Raw genomic sequence first — 13,707 nt, 5'->3', positions numbered from 1 at the left:
AATACCTTACCTATTTGAACGATCGCTGATGGATTGCCATTGATGGCGTAATGCCGAATAGTTCCGAAACTGCAATGCGCACAAATTCGTAGCGGCGCGATTCATCGCGCAATAAATTGCGCCGCTACGATAAGTGCAATCATTTATGTACAAATTCAAAGATAACTGACAAGGATTACGCCATTCATGGCGACCGCCTCACAGCCGCAGAATGCAGCTCCACACCCCGCCAGACCGTCACGTCCATCCGCACCCAATCCTTCTCGCTAATCGGTTATCCATAAGGTAAAAATCTTGTGGGATAGCTCAAACTATCAGCTAAAGGTATTATAAAGGTATCTATTCTGGTGCTAGATTGGTTCTACCAACACCGGGGAGTCTATTTCGATGAAAACTACAATTCCAAAGCTGTCGTTCATGATGTTCTTAGAGTGGTTTATCTGGGGGGCATGGTTCGTGCCGCTGTGGGCGTTTCTCAGCAAAAACGGCTTTTCGCCGGTTGAGATCGCCTGGTGCTACGCCTGTACCTCCATCGCTGCCATCCTGTCACCGATTCTGGTCGGCTCGCTGGCTGACCGTTTCTTCCAGGCACAGAAAGTGTTATCGCTGCTGACCATCGCCGGCGCGATTCTGATGTTCTTTGCCGCACAGCAGACGCACTTCAGCAGCTTCTTTCCGCTGCTGCTGCTGTATGCGCTCACCTATATGCCGACCATTGCGCTGACCAACAGTATTGCGTTTTCCCACGTCGGTGACGTGGAGCGCGACTATCCGCGCATCCGCGTGATGGGCACTATCGGCTGGATTGCCTCCGGCATCGCCTGCGGTTTTCTGCCGCCGCTGCTCGGCTTTGGCGATATCTCCGCCAGCAATGTACCGTTGCTGATCACCGCGGCCAGTTCGCTGCTGCTTGGCCTGTTCGCCCTGACCCTGCCAGCCACCGAACCCAAAAGCACCGGCAAGTTCAGCCTGCGCGTGGCGCTCGGCCTCGACGCACTGCATCTGCTGAAAGATCGCAGCTTCCTCGTATTTTTCGTCTGTTCATTCCTGTTCAGTATGCCGCTGGCGTTCTACTACATCTTCGCTGAGGGATATCTGACCGAAGTCGGTCTGCCACACGCCACCGGCTGGATGACACTCGGCCAGGTATCAGAAATCTTCTTCCTGCTGGCGCTGCCGTTCTTCATCAAACGCTTTGGCATCGGCAAAGTGCTGCTGCTCGGCCTGGTGACCGCCGCGCTGCGCTACGTGTTCTTTGTGTTCGGCGGCGATCAAAACCTGCTGACCTTCGGCCTGCTGTTTATGGGCATTCTGCTGCACGGCGTCAGCTACGACTTCTACTTCATCACCGCCTACATTTATGTGGATAAGAAAGCGCCGGTGGCGATGCGTAACGCTGCGCAGGGCCTGATCACCCTGGCCTGTCAGGGCATCGGCAGCCTGCTGGGTTACCGCCTCGGCGGCTATCTGATGCAGGAGATGTTCGCGTATGACCAGCCGCGCAACGGCCAGACATTCAACTGGGCGGGGATGTGGATGTTTGGCAGCGTGATGATTGTCATCATCACCATCGCCTTTATCGTCCTGTTCCGCGACGGCAAAAAACGCAGTGATGAATTAACCGCTTTTGAACACTCAGCAACCGCTGACAGCCATAAATAAGAGATGTAACCATGACGATGACACACCAGGAAAAACGGATTTTGGGCGCATTTTACGGCCAGGCATTGGGCGATGCGATGGGCATGCCATCGGAACTGTGGCCGCGCAGCCGCGTGAAACAGCACTTCGGCTGGATCGATCGCTTCCTGCCCGGCCCGGCAGAAAACAATGCCGCCTGCTACTTTGGCCGGGCGGCTTTCACTGACGACACCTCAATGGCGCTGGCGCTGGCCGATGCCATTATCAGCCACGACGGCGAAATTAATGCGGAAACCATCGGCGCCAATATTCTGCGCTGGGCGGAAGCGTTTGATGCCTTTAACAAAAATGTGCTTGGGCCGACCTCCAAAATCGCGCTTAACGCGCTGAAAAACGGTACGCCGGTGGCGCAGCTGGAAAATAACGGCCTGACCAACGGCGCGGCGATGCGCGTCTCGCCGCTGGGCTGTCTGCTGCCGGCGCGTGACCTGCCGGCTTTTATTGATGCTGTCGCGCTGGCCTCCAGTCCGACGCACAAATCCGACGTGGCGATTGCCGGTGCCACCGCGATCGCCTGGGCAATCTCCCGCGCGATTGACGGTAGCGACTGGGCAACGATTCGTGACGAACTGCCGGCGATTGCCCGCGCGGCACAGGAGCGGCGCGTCACCACTTTCAGTGCGGCGATGGCGGCCCGCATCGAACTGGCGTTGCAGGTGGTGGCGCAGGGCAGGGGCACCGAGTCGACCATGCAGCAGATCTACGATCTGGTCGGTACCGGCACCAGCACCATTGAATCGGTACCAGCAGCGATCGCTATGGTTGAACTGGCAGCCACCGATCCCAACCGCTGCGCTATTCTGTGCGCCAATCTCGGCGGCGATACGGACACCATCGGCGCGATGGCGGTTGCCATTTGCGGCGCGCTGCACGGTATCGACGCGATCGATGCGCAGCTAAAAGCGGAGCTGGATGCCGCTAACGCGCTGGATTTCACCCATTACAGCCGTGCGTTTGTCCGTTTCCGCCAGCAGCGCGAGGCCGCCTATGCTGACGCCTGACGATCTGTCCCGACTGGCGGGCCGGTTGCCGGTGTGCGTGGTGGGGGCGGCGGTAGTGGATGTGATTGCCGATGCCTGGACGTTGCCGTATCGCGGCAGCGACATCGAACTGCATCAGCAGGGCGTGAACGTTGGCGGCTGTGCGCTCAACGTCGCCATTGCGCTGCATCGTCTCGGCATTCCTTCTATCAACGCGCTGCCGCTGGGGAACGGTATCTGGGCCAGTATCGTGCGACAGAAGCTGGCGGAATACGGTGTGCAGAGCGTACTGGAAAATGCGCACGGTGATAATGGCTGGTGTCTGGCGCTGGTCGAGCCGGATGGCGAGCGCACCTTTCTTTCCGTCAGTGGCGTGGAAAACCAGTGGGACGCCGCGCTGTTGCGCACATTGCCGCAGCCGGCGCAGCGCTGGATCTATCTCTCCGGTTATCAGCTCACCAGCAAAAGCGGCGAAGTGCTGATCGACTGGCTGGAGCAGCAGGCACAGCCGTATCAGCTGCTGGTGGATTTTGGCCCGCGGCTGGCGGACATCGGCGAGGCGCAGTTTGCGCGTATCATGGCGTTGCAGCCACTGATTACAGTGAACAGGCAGGAAGCGGAGCTGCTGTGGCATGAGCGTCTGCGCGAGTCTGAACCTTTCGACGCCCATCAGCTGATGGCGCGCTGGCAGCAGCAGTTTGGCGGCGCAATGGTGTTAAGGCTGGACAGCGAAGGTGCCGGATACATCGACGCTGAGGCGCAGGGCTGGGTGCCCGCACTGGCGACAACGGTGGTCGATACTATCGGCGCGGGCGACAGCCATGCTGGCGGATTACTGGCAGGATTAGCGTCCGGCTGGTCACTGGCGGAGAGCGTTGCGCTGGGCAACGCAGTGGCGTCGTATGTGGTTTCCCGGCGCGGTGGCGACTGTGCGCCTGATCGCGCCACACTGCGCGCTTACTGGCATCAACGCCTTACTCAGCAATAAACACGTACATATCGCTGCGGCAGTAGCTGATGCTGTACTCCAGCGGATTGCCCTGTGCGTCGAGTGCCAGCTGCTTAATCACCAGCACCGGCACATTGGCGGGCAGGGCAATTTGCTGCTGCAGGGCTTCGTCCGGCATACGCGCGCTGACCCGGCTCTGGGATTTCACCGGCAGGATCTGCTGGCGATGAAAATAGTCATACAGCGAAATACCAATCTCATCGGCATCGGCAATGTAGCGCGCCGGCACCCATGACTCTTCAACCGAGACCGCCTGGCGGTCAACATAGCGAATACGTTTCAGCAGATAGACATCGCTGCCCGTGCTCAGCCCCAGCTTCTCGGCGATCTCTGCGCTGCAGGCAATTTTGCTTTTATTGATCCACACGGTGTCCGGCGTTTTACCGCGCAGCACCGCCTGCTGCGACAATCCTTTTGGTTCTTTGAGTGAATATTCAAACTGGCTGCAGATCTGCGTGCCGTAGCCGCGGGAACGAAACACGACGCCCTCTTTTTCCAGCTCGTCCATGGCTTTACGCACGGTGATGCGTGAGATGTTCAGCGACTGGCTAAACTCGCGCTCGCCCGGCAGGATCTCCTCGTGCACCAGCGTGCCATCGCGCACCGCATCTTTAATCGCACTGGCAAAGCGTTTATACAGCGGCGTGCGGCTCTCTATCGCCAGCGTGGTGGTCAACCGCGCCAACAGCGCATTGTGGTCAGTCATAGCGGGCAGGGCACTCACTCGGGTCAGCGGCAGGAACCGCTATAATACTGAATTTTAATGCGGCGCGCAGCCAGCGTCGTGTGACGGTGCGGGTGCTATGCTGCCTGAAGGCTTGGTGGTTCGCTTGTTTATTTCCGGAGACATTATGTTAATCGCTCAGATTTCAGACATTCATGCCGCACCGGACAATGATCACCTGCTGCGCCTGGCGCGCGCGCTGGCGTGGCTCACTCATGTGCAACCGGATGCGCTGGTATTAACAGGCGATCTTGTTGATGGCGAGTGGCGGCAGGGTTACTGGCAGATAGCTGAGCAACTGCGCCAGCAGCATTACCCTGCATTTATATTGCCGGGCAACGCCGATGATCGACGACTCATGCAAACGACATGGCATGAAAATCACTGGGCGAAAAACACCCCGGCAGACGCGCTGCATTTTGTTCAGGATATGGGCGGTTTGCGTATGCTGGGGCTGGACTCCACGGTGAATAAACAGAATTTTGGCAGCGTCGGGGAGCATCTGGAATGGCTGGAAAGACAACTCAGCAATACGCCTGCGCTGCCAGCGCTGCTTTTTCTGCATCATCCGGTTATCGCATCGGGCATACCGACGCTGGATGAATCAATGTGTCGCGGGCTTGATAAGCTTGAGTCGACCCTCAGACGCAGCCGGGTCAGAATACTGGCTATTGCAGCCGGGCATGTGCACCGGCCCGCAGCAGGCATGTTTGCAGGGGTTCCGGCTTATATTTGTGGCTCAATTTGCCCGGCGAACCCGCTGTGGTTTGGCAGCCAGCGGGTTCCTCCGGTGAATGATCCACCGGCACTGATGGTGCACCGTTTCGCCAGCGGCGTTTTGACCAGTCATCATGTCTCTTTATCCTGCTCATAATGAGGCACATGGTCGCGCTCTGTTAGCCACGGCACGGTGTGCGAGCACCAGATATAGGAAACCGGCGTCTGAGCGGGATCGTCGTCCAGCGTGGCCACACGCAGAATCACGTGGCTCTGATGAGGTCTTTCAGCCATCAGATGAGATCCGCAGACTGAACAGAAATAACGCAACTTATCCGGGGAAGAATTAAATGCCGTCAGAAATTTTTCTCCCTGGGTCCACCTGAAATCCTCACGCCGCACGCGCGCTGTGGAGGTATAAGCGGCGGCGTGCGCTTTCCTGCAGGTATGACAGCAGCAATGCGTAATGCTGCCCGCCAGGCGATCGCATTCGTAGCGCACACGTTTACAGAGACAACTTCCGTTCATTTTTTCTCCTGATTCCTGTGCCGGATTATTGCATCAGCTTAAGATGGAGGAGGGGAAACGGTTTCCCCTCACCATCAACGGAAGACCGTCCAGTCACCTGAAAGCCCAGATGCTGATAAAACCCGAGCGCAGCGGTATTTTGTTCGTTAACGTCCACTTTTTTCGCTGAAAGATAACGGATTGCGTAGTGGACTAACCGTGCACCGACCCCTTTTTTGTGATGAGCGGGCGAGACGAAAAGCATCTCGATATTCTCATCCTGCACGCCGATGAATCCGACAATGTCATGGTTTTCATCGGTCACCTTTCTCAAATCAACGGCATCAAAATAATTTTCCAGAATAAGCTGTCTGAGCCGCAGGATATCCTGTTCATTCAGGAAATGATGCGTTGCCCGGACGGCAGCCTCCCAGACCTGAATCAGAAAGTGATACTCTTCCTTGCTTACTTCGCTAATTGTCACTATGCCTCCTTAACATGCCAACGCGATGGCTTAACGCAATGCCTGCGCTAATCGCTGGCCAGCCGCGCATAAAGATATTCATCGCCCCACATCCCTTTGAAAAAAATATTCTGCCGGTAGTGCGCTTCACGGCGAAAATTCAGCTTTTCCAGCAGGTTTATAGCGCGAGTATTACGTGTGTCTACCACGGCAATGAGCCGGTGTTTTGCAAACTGCGTAAAAAGCAGGGTAACGATGGCACTCGTTGCTTCAAGCGCAAAACCCTGTTTCTGATATCCGGCATCAAATGTCATGCCGAGTTCAGCTTGTCTTCCTTCATCAAAAAAATGAATTCCGATGTCCCCTATCAGCCGGTTGTCTTCCCGGTGTGCTACGGCAAGCTGAAACCAGGTGTTATCGCTGTTGAACGGCAGCGCATCCTGCTGCGCATATAATTTCTCAGCGTCCTGCCGGGTAAATTCTTCCCAGCTCTGATAACGAGCAACGTCTGGCAGATTGCGATAGCGCGACAGATGCGGCAAATCAGCCACTGTCAGCTTGCGCAACACCAGGCGTTGAGTATAAATCGGCAACGTCAGTGCCATATGTTCTCCGCTGCCTGCGTGCAGGCGGTTAAAGTAAACCGGGAGCGGTGCGTATCGCTTCAAGCCCGACGCGCTGCCCGAAAGACAGCTCAAGCGTATTGCCATCAGGATCGGCAAAAAATACGTAATATCCCACCGGTTCGCCAGCCTCTTCAGGGGCTTTGCGTAACACGCCTTCGGCGACGGCCATCGCTGTTTTACGATCGATCTCTTCGCGTGACGCACAGGCAATGCCTAGGTGTCCAAATTTACCCAGTGGCGTATCTGACACGTCATCCGCCTGCACCAGAACCAGTGCGAAAGGGCGGGTATGATCGCTCAGCCATGCCACCTTGCGGGCAGCCGGGACGTCAGGTTCACGGGTGTGTATCACCTTCATTCCTGCATAGCGGCGGTAGAAATCCATGCTCTTCTCCAGATCCCTCACCATAAACGCGACGTGGGTAAATCCAACATCGATATCCTTCATCTGCATCCTGTCTCCATTTATTGCCTCCCTGACACGACAAAAACTCAAGCCTGATAAAGGTTAATCGCCATAAAGGGCGTGGTAGCTGATCATTTTTCCGTGTGGAGGCGTGGTGCGTGAAACGGTACTCTCTCTTAAAATTTCAATATAACTAAATAGTTTTAAGATAAAAACGACACGGCAACGCGTGCTATATGCCTATTAATAACGTTGACGGAGAGGAAATAAAAACGATTTAATTTCTGCCTGTTCTTTAGGAAAACTAAACGATGCGAAACAGCCTGCCTTCTCTTAACGCCCTGAAGGCGTTCGAATCCGTTGCCCGACACCTCAGCATGACCCTTGCAGGCCAGGAGTTGCACGTCACGCCCGGCGCGATCAGCCTGCACATCAGGGAACTGGAACGGCAGCTGGGCCTGCCCCTGTTTCAGCGAAATGGACGCAAGCTGGCGCTGACGGCATCCGGTCAGGGCTATTACTACTCGATTGCTTCGGCTTTCAGCCTGATACGTGAAGCCACTGAAACGCTGGTGCAGGAGACACAAAAAAATACCATCACGCTGGCCTGCACCACCGGATTTGCGACCCACTGGTTACTGCCGCGACTGGCTGATTTTGAACGTGCCTGTCCGGATATTGACCTGCGCATCAGTGCCACTTCCCGCATCCAGTCTTTCGCCACGGATGGTATCGACCTGGCCGTACGGCATGGCAACGGTTTCTGTGAGGGTTGCGTGAGTGAGAAGTTGATCGACGACGACTACCTTGCAGTCTGCATTCCTGCTGTGGCGCAGCAGCTGGGAGAACCGCCGGCACTTGCCGCACTCGGTCGCGTCACGTTACTGCATGATATGCACCGGGAAGACTGGCAGCGCTGGCTCGCTGAAGCCGGTGTCGGGCATATTGATTCCGGTAAAGGGCCCTTGTATAGCGATGGCAGCGGGGCGTGGCTGGCGATGCTAGCCGGCATGGGCGTAGCGCTGATGCGCAGGCGATTTGTTCAGGCAAACCTGACATCCGGTGAAGTGGTGGCACCGTTTCCAGATACGCTGAATACCGGACACGCGTACTGGCTTATTACGCCCCACGAAGCGCTGCTGCGTTCTGCCGTGGTAAAAGTAAGAGCCTGGCTCATGCAGCAGTCCACAGAATAGAACAGCGTCCGGCATTTCTTCATATCAACAAGACATAGTAAATTTCTGAGCAAGCCGATATAACAGGTTCAGGACATTTCACCTGCAGAGGATATCATGGCGCTTTCACACGAATTAATGCTGATTTACACCACTTATTTTGTGGCAACGGCCAGCCCTGGTCCGAGTAATATGGCGATTATGGGAACGGCGATGAATAAAGGGCGCGGTGCCGCCTTAGCGCTTGCGGGCGGGGTAATTGGCGGCTCAATGCTGTGGGCGCTGCTGGCGGCCTGCGGGGTATTAACCGTGCTGGCGACGTTTGCCCAATTGCTGCTGGTGTTGAAAATCGGCGGCGGGTTATATCTGTTGTGGCTGTCATACAAAGCCGGTAAATCTGCGTTAACCCGCACTGCTGCCGATAAAACCGTTATCAGCGATCACCGTGTTGCGTATGGCGCGTTATTTCGTCAGGGAATTTTGATGCACGTCGGTAATCCGAAAGCCATTTTAACCTGGGTCGCGATCATGTCCGTCGCGCTCAAACCGGACGCTGCAGCCTCGACCTTACCGCTGATTATTCTCGGCTGTGCGGCGATTTGCGTCGCAGTATTTTGCGGCTATGCGCTGATATTTTCCACCGCAGCAATGAACGCGTTTTACCGTCGTATCCGCCGGGGATTAGATGCGCTATTAGCCTGCTGTTTTGCCATTGCCGGACTGAAACTGGTGTTGAGTCGTCAATAAAGTAAATTTTTAACCTCAGGTTCGCCCTCCATAGCAACAGGCCGCTCAGTTAAGTAAACCACCATGAGCAGCCTGATTGTTGCGGCGCGACGCATCGCGCCCTGCTTCAGGCCGTCACTCCGGTGTGATATCCGCGCCTAGAGTCTTGATCTCAAATGTGTTTAGATACCTGAACGTTAAAGCCAGTGAATCGTTGCTATGAATCTAAAGGAAACTATCGTCCGCGAGTTCAGTGAATTATCGCCAGAACTACAGCGGGCTGCCGAATTCTCACTGCAGAATGCCAATCAACTGGTGGTGCAATCCATGCGCACCTTTGCGCAGCAGGCCGGGGTGAAACCGGCAACCCTGCTGCGTCTGGCGAAACGGCTGGGCTATAACGGCTGGAGTGAACTCAAAGACGCATTCATCGATGACATCGGCCTGCGCAATGATACCTATGTCTCGAAAGCGGAAAAGCTGGTGGCTGCCGGCACGCAGCCGCATCTGTATGATGCGATGTTTCAGGCCCACCAGACCAACCTGGCCTTTACGCAGGACGAAAACCGCCAGGCAATGGAACAGGCGGTGACCTTACTCGATGCGGCTGACAATGTTTACATCTGCGGTTTCCGCGCCAGCTTTCCGATCGCCTGGTCATTATTTTATGTGTATCGGCTGTTCAATCGTCAGGTATCACTGGTGGATGGTCTGGCGAGCAACATCGAAGTTTTCACGCGTGAACTGACCGCCTCAGATTGCCTGTTACTTACCAGCTTTGCCCCTTATTCACGCGAATCACTGGATGTACTGCGCGCAGCGCAGCAGGCGGGCGCAAAGATCATCACCATCACCGACTCACCGGTCTCGCCGCTGGCGCAGGCCGCTGATTGCTCGCTCCGGTTTTCACTGAACAGCCCATCGTTTTTTCCGTCAGTCGTCTCTGGCATGGGCCTGGCAGAGTGCCTGCTGGCGATGCTGGTGGCCCGTCATGGACGTGATGCGGTCAGTAAAATTGAAAATGCCGAACGCTATTTAATCGATTCAGGCGCTTACGTGCATGCCGGCAAATCCTGACAGATGATTCATTTGTATCTGTCATAAGAATATTGAATGCGATTGAATCATTATTGCGTTGACGTGATTCAAATGGATCCTGCAAGATACGTTTCAACAACGAAGCGTATTCAGGAGCAGGACCAGCATGAGCCGTATCATTCACCGCAGCCTGCGCAGCGTGCCCGCCGTGGCTACGCGCGCACACGGGGCCTACATTTTTGATGCACAGGGAAAACAGTATCTTGATGCCTGCGGTGGTGCCGCCGTTTCCTGCCTGGGCCACGCCCATCCTGACGTCCTCGCAGCCATGCATCGTCAAATCGATCAACTGGCTTATGCGCATACCAGTTTCTTCACCAGCGATACCGTTGAACAGCTCGCCGAACAGTTAACGCGCACCGCACCGGGCGATCTTAACTATGCCTATTTCGTGTCGGGCGGTTCTGAGGCGGTAGAAACCGCGCTGAAACTGGCCCGGCAATACTTTGTTGAGATCGGACAGCCTGCGCGCACCCGTTTCATCGCCCGCAAACAGAGCTACCACGGCAATACGCTGGGCGCGCTGGCGGTGGGTGGCAACGAATGGCGCCGGCGTCAGTTCGCGCCCCTGTTAATCGACGTGATTCGTGTTTCCGCCTGCAATGAGTATCGCGATCGCCGTGCCGATGAAACCCAGCAGCAATATACCCAGCGGCTGTTGAGCGAGCTGGAGCAGGCGATTGTTGATGCGGGCCCGGAAACGATTATTGGTTTTTGCGCGGAGACGGTAGTCGGTGCTACCAGCGGTGCCACGCCGCCGACGCCGGGCTATCTGCAGGGTGTACGTCGCCTGTGCGACCAGTACGGCATTTTGTTTATCGCCGATGAAGTGATGTGCGGAATGGGGCGTACCGGCACACTGCACGCGTTCGAACAGGATGGCGTGGTACCTGATTTGGTTACCATCGCCAAAGGACTGGGTGGCGGTTATCAACCCATCGGCGCGGTGCTGGCCAGTGAGAAGATCGTGTCTGCGCTGCAGGCCGGCAGCGGTCTGTTCCAGCATGGACACACTTATATCTGTCACGCGACAGCCGCTGCGGCGGCATTAGCAGTACAGCAGGTGATTGAGCGCGACCATTTGCTGGAGGCGGTTAAGCAGCAGGGCGCTTATCTGCACAAGGCGCTACGCGACGTGCTGGGGGAGTTACCGCACGTGGGTGATACTCGCGGCCGCGGCCTGTTTGCCGGTGTGGAGCTGGTGCGTGATAAAGCCACAAAAACCCCGTTCGATCCGGCGGTGAAACTTCACGCAGCCATCAAGGCCAACTGTATGGCGCGCGGTTTGCTGGTCTATCCGATGGGCGGCACGCTGGACGGGCAATATGGCGACCATATTTTAATTGCCCCACCGTTTATCGTCACCCCGCAACAACTGGATTTTGTCGTGGATACGCTGAACACCGTGATACGTGAAGAGACCGGCAAATTATGATTAACCGATTACCGCCGCTGGCGGAGCAGGACTGGGATGAGCAGCAACGTCCGCTCGCTGAAGAGATAATCAACGGGCCGCGCGGCGCGCTGCTGCCTCCGTTTGAGCCGCTGCTGCGCAGCCCCGAGTTAATGGCACATGCACAGCGTATGGGGGAATATCTGCGCTATCGCAGTGCGCTGGGCCAGCGGTTATCGGAACTGGCGATTTTAATGACGGCAAGGCACTGGTCACAGCCGGTAGAGTGGGCAATCCATGCGCCGATAGCGCGCGAAAAGGGGATTTCTGCTGCAGCGGTGCAGGCCATCAATGAAAAACGTCAGCCCGCGGATTTGCAGCCTGATGAGTGGGTGATTTATCAGTTTTGCCAGCAGTTACATCAGCAACAGAAAATCAGTGATGCCACCTGGCAGCAAGCCATCGAATTATGGGGCGAGAAGGGCGTGGTGGATTTGATAGGCATTAACGGCTATTACAGTTTTCTCTCGATGATCATGAACGGCGCGCAGACGCCGGTACCCTTTACGCAGGATTACTTGCTTCCTGCATAAGTTGTCGCATTACTCCGGGCGTACCTGATACGCCCATTATATTAACCACCTTCTTTGACCATGTCCGCCGGGTTATTTCGCTGGATGACGATCATTGCACGCTACATTACTGACGCTGAGGGTTATTATGTCTGCATTTTTAAATAAATTAAAGGTTACACTGGCATTGGTTGCCTGTTCCGCCAGTTTTATCGCTGCGGCGCAGGAGAAATTAACCGTCGGGGTTGATACGGCTTTTGTTCCTTTTGAATTTAAGCAAGGTGATAAATACGTCGGCTTTGACATTGATTTATGGGATGCCATCGCGAAGAAAATGCATATCAGCTATGAATTACACCCAATGGACTTTGGTGGCCTGATTCCGGGGCTGCAATCGCGGAATCTGGATGTCGCGATGGCAGGCATTACCATTACCGATGCGCGTAAGCAGGTGGTGGATTTCAGCAACGGTTATTATGACGCCGACTTATTAATGGCTGTCAAAAGCGATGATAACAGCATTAAGAAATTCAGCGATTTAATCGGCAAGAAAGTGGGCCTGAAACAGGGCACGGCCGCAGCCAGCTTTATGAAAAGTAAATACAAGGCAAATTATGTTGAGTTTCCTAATATCGACAACGCCTATCTGGATTTGCAGGCCGGCAACCTTGATGCGGTGGTCCATGACTCGCCCAATGTGCTGTACTACGTGAAAACGGCGGGCGATGGCAAAGTCAAAGCCAGCGGTGAAAACGACACGATTCTGCCGCAGCAGTATGGCTTTGCCATGCAGAAAAACAGCAGCCTGACGCCTAAGATCAACGCCGCGCTGCAGGCCCTGCGCGCGGATGGGACTTACAGCAAAATCTACGTGAAATGGTTTGCTAAGCAGCCGAAATAATCCTGCCAGGCCGGAGCTCTCCGGCTTTGTTTAGCGTTTACAGGTTAAATTATGAATTTTGACAGTAAATATATTTGGGAATCCCTGCCGCTATTGCTGCAGGGTCTGCAGCTGACCTTGACTATTTCGCTGTCAGGTCTGCTGGGCGGTTTTATTATTGGCTTACTGGCGGGAACCTGCCGTGCTCTGGGCGGAAAAATCGCCAAAACGCTGTCACTTATTTTTGTCGAGCTTATTCGCGGTACGCCCATTATGGTGCAGGTAATGTTTATCTATTTTGCACTGCCGATGGTGTTGCCGATAAGAATTGATCCCGTTACCGCCGCGATCGTAACCATTGTGATTAACTCCGGTGCCTACATTGCTGAAATTACCCGGGGCGCTATCCTCTCAATCAATAAAGGCTTTAAAGAAGCGAGTCTGGCGATGGGCTTATCGCAGCGCAGTACGCTGTGGTATGTCATTATGCCTTTAGCGTTACGCCGCATGATTCCGGCTTTGGGTAACCAGTGGATTATCAGTATTAAAGATACTTCACTGTTTATTGTGATTGGCGTGGCAGAACTGACGCGTCAGGGGCAGGAGATCATTGCGGGTAATTTCCGTGCGCTGGAAGTGTGGACGGCGGTAGCCATGATTTATCTGCTGGTGACGTTATGCCTGAGCTTTTTACTGAAGCAGCTGGAAAAAAGGATCCATATTTTATGAG

Annotated in this window: 16 protein-coding genes; 11 read left to right on the top strand and 5 right to left on the bottom strand. The window is 55.1% G+C overall.

Annotated features, from left to right (window positions below):
* Nucleotides 1-387: 387 nt before the first annotated feature.
* Genes K7H94_RS21940 through K7H94_RS21930 form a run of 3 tightly spaced genes read left to right on the top strand, consistent with a single transcriptional unit; the run spans nucleotide 388 to nucleotide 3,669 of the window.
* On the top strand, nucleotides 388-1,662 hold the full coding sequence (locus K7H94_RS21940) for a nucleoside permease (protein ID WP_104093466.1): 1,275 nt from the start codon (nucleotides 388-390) through the stop codon (nucleotides 1,660-1,662).
* Nucleotides 1,663-1,679: 17 nt separating this feature from the next.
* Complete coding sequence (locus K7H94_RS21935) at nucleotides 1,680-2,702, top strand: ADP-ribosylglycohydrolase family protein (RefSeq protein ID WP_193752263.1); 1,023 nt, start codon at nucleotides 1,680-1,682, stop codon at nucleotides 2,700-2,702.
* The gene (locus K7H94_RS21930) at nucleotides 2,689-3,669 is read left to right on the top strand and encodes a PfkB family carbohydrate kinase (protein WP_222952231.1); all 981 of its coding nucleotides are present in this window, start codon (nucleotides 2,689-2,691) and stop codon (nucleotides 3,667-3,669) included. The genes K7H94_RS21935 and K7H94_RS21930 overlap by 14 nt, the downstream gene beginning before the upstream one ends.
* Here the strand turns inward: K7H94_RS21930 and K7H94_RS21925 are convergent.
* A complete protein-coding gene (locus K7H94_RS21925; protein WP_222952230.1) occupies nucleotides 3,656-4,396 on the bottom strand; it encodes a GntR family transcriptional regulator in 741 nt (246 codons plus the stop codon). The genes K7H94_RS21930 and K7H94_RS21925 overlap by 14 nt on opposite strands.
* 145 nt (nucleotides 4,397-4,541) lie before the next feature.
* Between K7H94_RS21925 and K7H94_RS21920 the strand changes: the two genes are divergently transcribed.
* The gene (locus K7H94_RS21920; RefSeq protein ID WP_222952409.1) at nucleotides 4,542-5,288 is read left to right on the top strand and encodes a metallophosphoesterase; all 747 of its coding nucleotides are present in this window, start codon (nucleotides 4,542-4,544) and stop codon (nucleotides 5,286-5,288) included.
* Here the strand turns inward: K7H94_RS21920 and K7H94_RS21915 are convergent.
* Genes K7H94_RS21915 through K7H94_RS21900 form a run of 4 tightly spaced genes read right to left on the bottom strand, consistent with a single transcriptional unit; the run spans nucleotide 5,264 to nucleotide 7,175 of the window.
* The gene (locus K7H94_RS21915; RefSeq protein ID WP_215481116.1) at nucleotides 5,264-5,659 is read right to left on the bottom strand and encodes a GFA family protein; all 396 of its coding nucleotides are present in this window, start codon (nucleotides 5,657-5,659) and stop codon (nucleotides 5,264-5,266) included. The two genes, K7H94_RS21920 and K7H94_RS21915, sit on opposite strands and share 25 nt — an antisense overlap.
* A 25-nt stretch (nucleotides 5,660-5,684) precedes the next feature.
* On the bottom strand, nucleotides 5,685-6,122 hold the full coding sequence (locus tag K7H94_RS21910) for an acetyltransferase (RefSeq protein ID WP_215481117.1): 438 nt from the start codon (nucleotides 6,120-6,122) through the stop codon (nucleotides 5,685-5,687).
* A 47-nt stretch (nucleotides 6,123-6,169) separates the two neighbouring features.
* Complete coding sequence (locus tag K7H94_RS21905) at nucleotides 6,170-6,700, bottom strand: GNAT family N-acetyltransferase (RefSeq protein ID WP_245001439.1); 531 nt, start codon at nucleotides 6,698-6,700, stop codon at nucleotides 6,170-6,172.
* 34 nt (nucleotides 6,701-6,734) lie between these two features.
* Nucleotides 6,735-7,175, bottom strand: a complete 441-nt coding sequence (locus K7H94_RS21900) for a VOC family protein (RefSeq protein WP_031279954.1) — start codon at nucleotides 7,173-7,175, stop codon at nucleotides 6,735-6,737.
* A 269-nt stretch (nucleotides 7,176-7,444) separates the two neighbouring features.
* On the opposite strand from K7H94_RS21900, the gene gcvA reads away from it, so the two are divergent.
* From gcvA to glnP, 7 genes are all read left to right on the top strand, one after another.
* On the top strand, nucleotides 7,445-8,329 hold the full coding sequence (gene gcvA, locus K7H94_RS21895) for a transcriptional regulator GcvA (protein ID WP_222952228.1): 885 nt from the start codon (nucleotides 7,445-7,447) through the stop codon (nucleotides 8,327-8,329).
* 96 nt (nucleotides 8,330-8,425) lie between these two features.
* Nucleotides 8,426-9,055, top strand: a complete 630-nt coding sequence (locus K7H94_RS21890; RefSeq protein WP_058776142.1) for a LysE family translocator — start codon at nucleotides 8,426-8,428, stop codon at nucleotides 9,053-9,055.
* A 198-nt stretch (nucleotides 9,056-9,253) separates the two neighbouring features.
* Complete coding sequence (locus K7H94_RS21885) at nucleotides 9,254-10,111, top strand: MurR/RpiR family transcriptional regulator (protein WP_222952227.1); 858 nt, start codon at nucleotides 9,254-9,256, stop codon at nucleotides 10,109-10,111.
* 127 nt (nucleotides 10,112-10,238) lie between these two features.
* Nucleotides 10,239-11,567 (top strand): aspartate aminotransferase family protein, encoded by a 1,329-nt coding sequence (locus K7H94_RS21880; protein ID WP_222952226.1) that lies wholly within the window; start codon nucleotides 10,239-10,241, stop codon nucleotides 11,565-11,567.
* Entirely contained in the window at nucleotides 11,564-12,118 is a 555-nt protein-coding gene (locus tag K7H94_RS21875) for a carboxymuconolactone decarboxylase family protein (protein ID WP_222952225.1), read from the top strand. The genes K7H94_RS21880 and K7H94_RS21875 overlap by 4 nt, the downstream gene beginning before the upstream one ends.
* Before the next feature lie 127 nt (nucleotides 12,119-12,245).
* Nucleotides 12,246-12,998 carry a glutamine ABC transporter substrate-binding protein GlnH gene (gene glnH, locus K7H94_RS21870; protein ID WP_222952224.1) on the top strand — a complete coding sequence of 251 codons (753 nt, stop codon included), beginning with the start codon at nucleotides 12,246-12,248 and terminating at the stop codon, nucleotides 12,996-12,998.
* A 51-nt stretch (nucleotides 12,999-13,049) separates the two neighbouring features.
* Entirely contained in the window at nucleotides 13,050-13,706 is a 657-nt protein-coding gene (gene glnP, locus K7H94_RS21865) for a glutamine ABC transporter permease GlnP (RefSeq protein ID WP_222952223.1), read from the top strand.
* Nucleotide 13,707: the final 1 nt, after the last annotated feature.

It is taken from the genome of Pantoea dispersa (assembly GCF_019890955.1).
Classification (GTDB): domain Bacteria; phylum Pseudomonadota; class Gammaproteobacteria; order Enterobacterales; family Enterobacteriaceae; genus Pantoea; species Pantoea dispersa.
Note: the sequence above shows the minus strand (reverse complement) of the source record. Positions and strands in the feature narration are given on the sequence as shown.

Coding starts and splice junctions, on each gene's coding strand:
- K7H94_RS21930 (WP_222952231.1), top strand. CDS start 2,689: ATGCTGACGCCTGACGATCTGTCCCGACTGGCGGGCCGGTTGCCGGTG.
- K7H94_RS21890 (WP_058776142.1), top strand. CDS start 8,426: ATGGCGCTTTCACACGAATTAATGCTGATTTACACCACTTATTTTGTG.
- K7H94_RS21915 (WP_215481116.1), bottom strand. CDS start 5,659: ATGAACGGAAGTTGTCTCTGTAAACGTGTGCGCTACGAATGCGATCGC.
- K7H94_RS21940 (WP_104093466.1), top strand. CDS start 388: ATGAAAACTACAATTCCAAAGCTGTCGTTCATGATGTTCTTAGAGTGG.
- K7H94_RS21885 (WP_222952227.1), top strand. CDS start 9,254: ATGAATCTAAAGGAAACTATCGTCCGCGAGTTCAGTGAATTATCGCCA.
- glnP (WP_222952223.1), top strand. CDS start 13,050: ATGAATTTTGACAGTAAATATATTTGGGAATCCCTGCCGCTATTGCTG.
- K7H94_RS21880 (WP_222952226.1), top strand. CDS start 10,239: ATGAGCCGTATCATTCACCGCAGCCTGCGCAGCGTGCCCGCCGTGGCT.
- K7H94_RS21875 (WP_222952225.1), top strand. CDS start 11,564: ATGATTAACCGATTACCGCCGCTGGCGGAGCAGGACTGGGATGAGCAG.
- gcvA (WP_222952228.1), top strand. CDS start 7,445: ATGCGAAACAGCCTGCCTTCTCTTAACGCCCTGAAGGCGTTCGAATCC.
- K7H94_RS21935 (WP_193752263.1), top strand. CDS start 1,680: ATGACACACCAGGAAAAACGGATTTTGGGCGCATTTTACGGCCAGGCA.
- K7H94_RS21920 (WP_222952409.1), top strand. CDS start 4,542: ATGTTAATCGCTCAGATTTCAGACATTCATGCCGCACCGGACAATGAT.
- K7H94_RS21925 (WP_222952230.1), bottom strand. CDS start 4,396: ATGACTGACCACAATGCGCTGTTGGCGCGGTTGACCACCACGCTGGCG.
- K7H94_RS21900 (WP_031279954.1), bottom strand. CDS start 7,175: ATGAAGGATATCGATGTTGGATTTACCCACGTCGCGTTTATGGTGAGG.
- glnH (WP_222952224.1), top strand. CDS start 12,246: ATGTCTGCATTTTTAAATAAATTAAAGGTTACACTGGCATTGGTTGCC.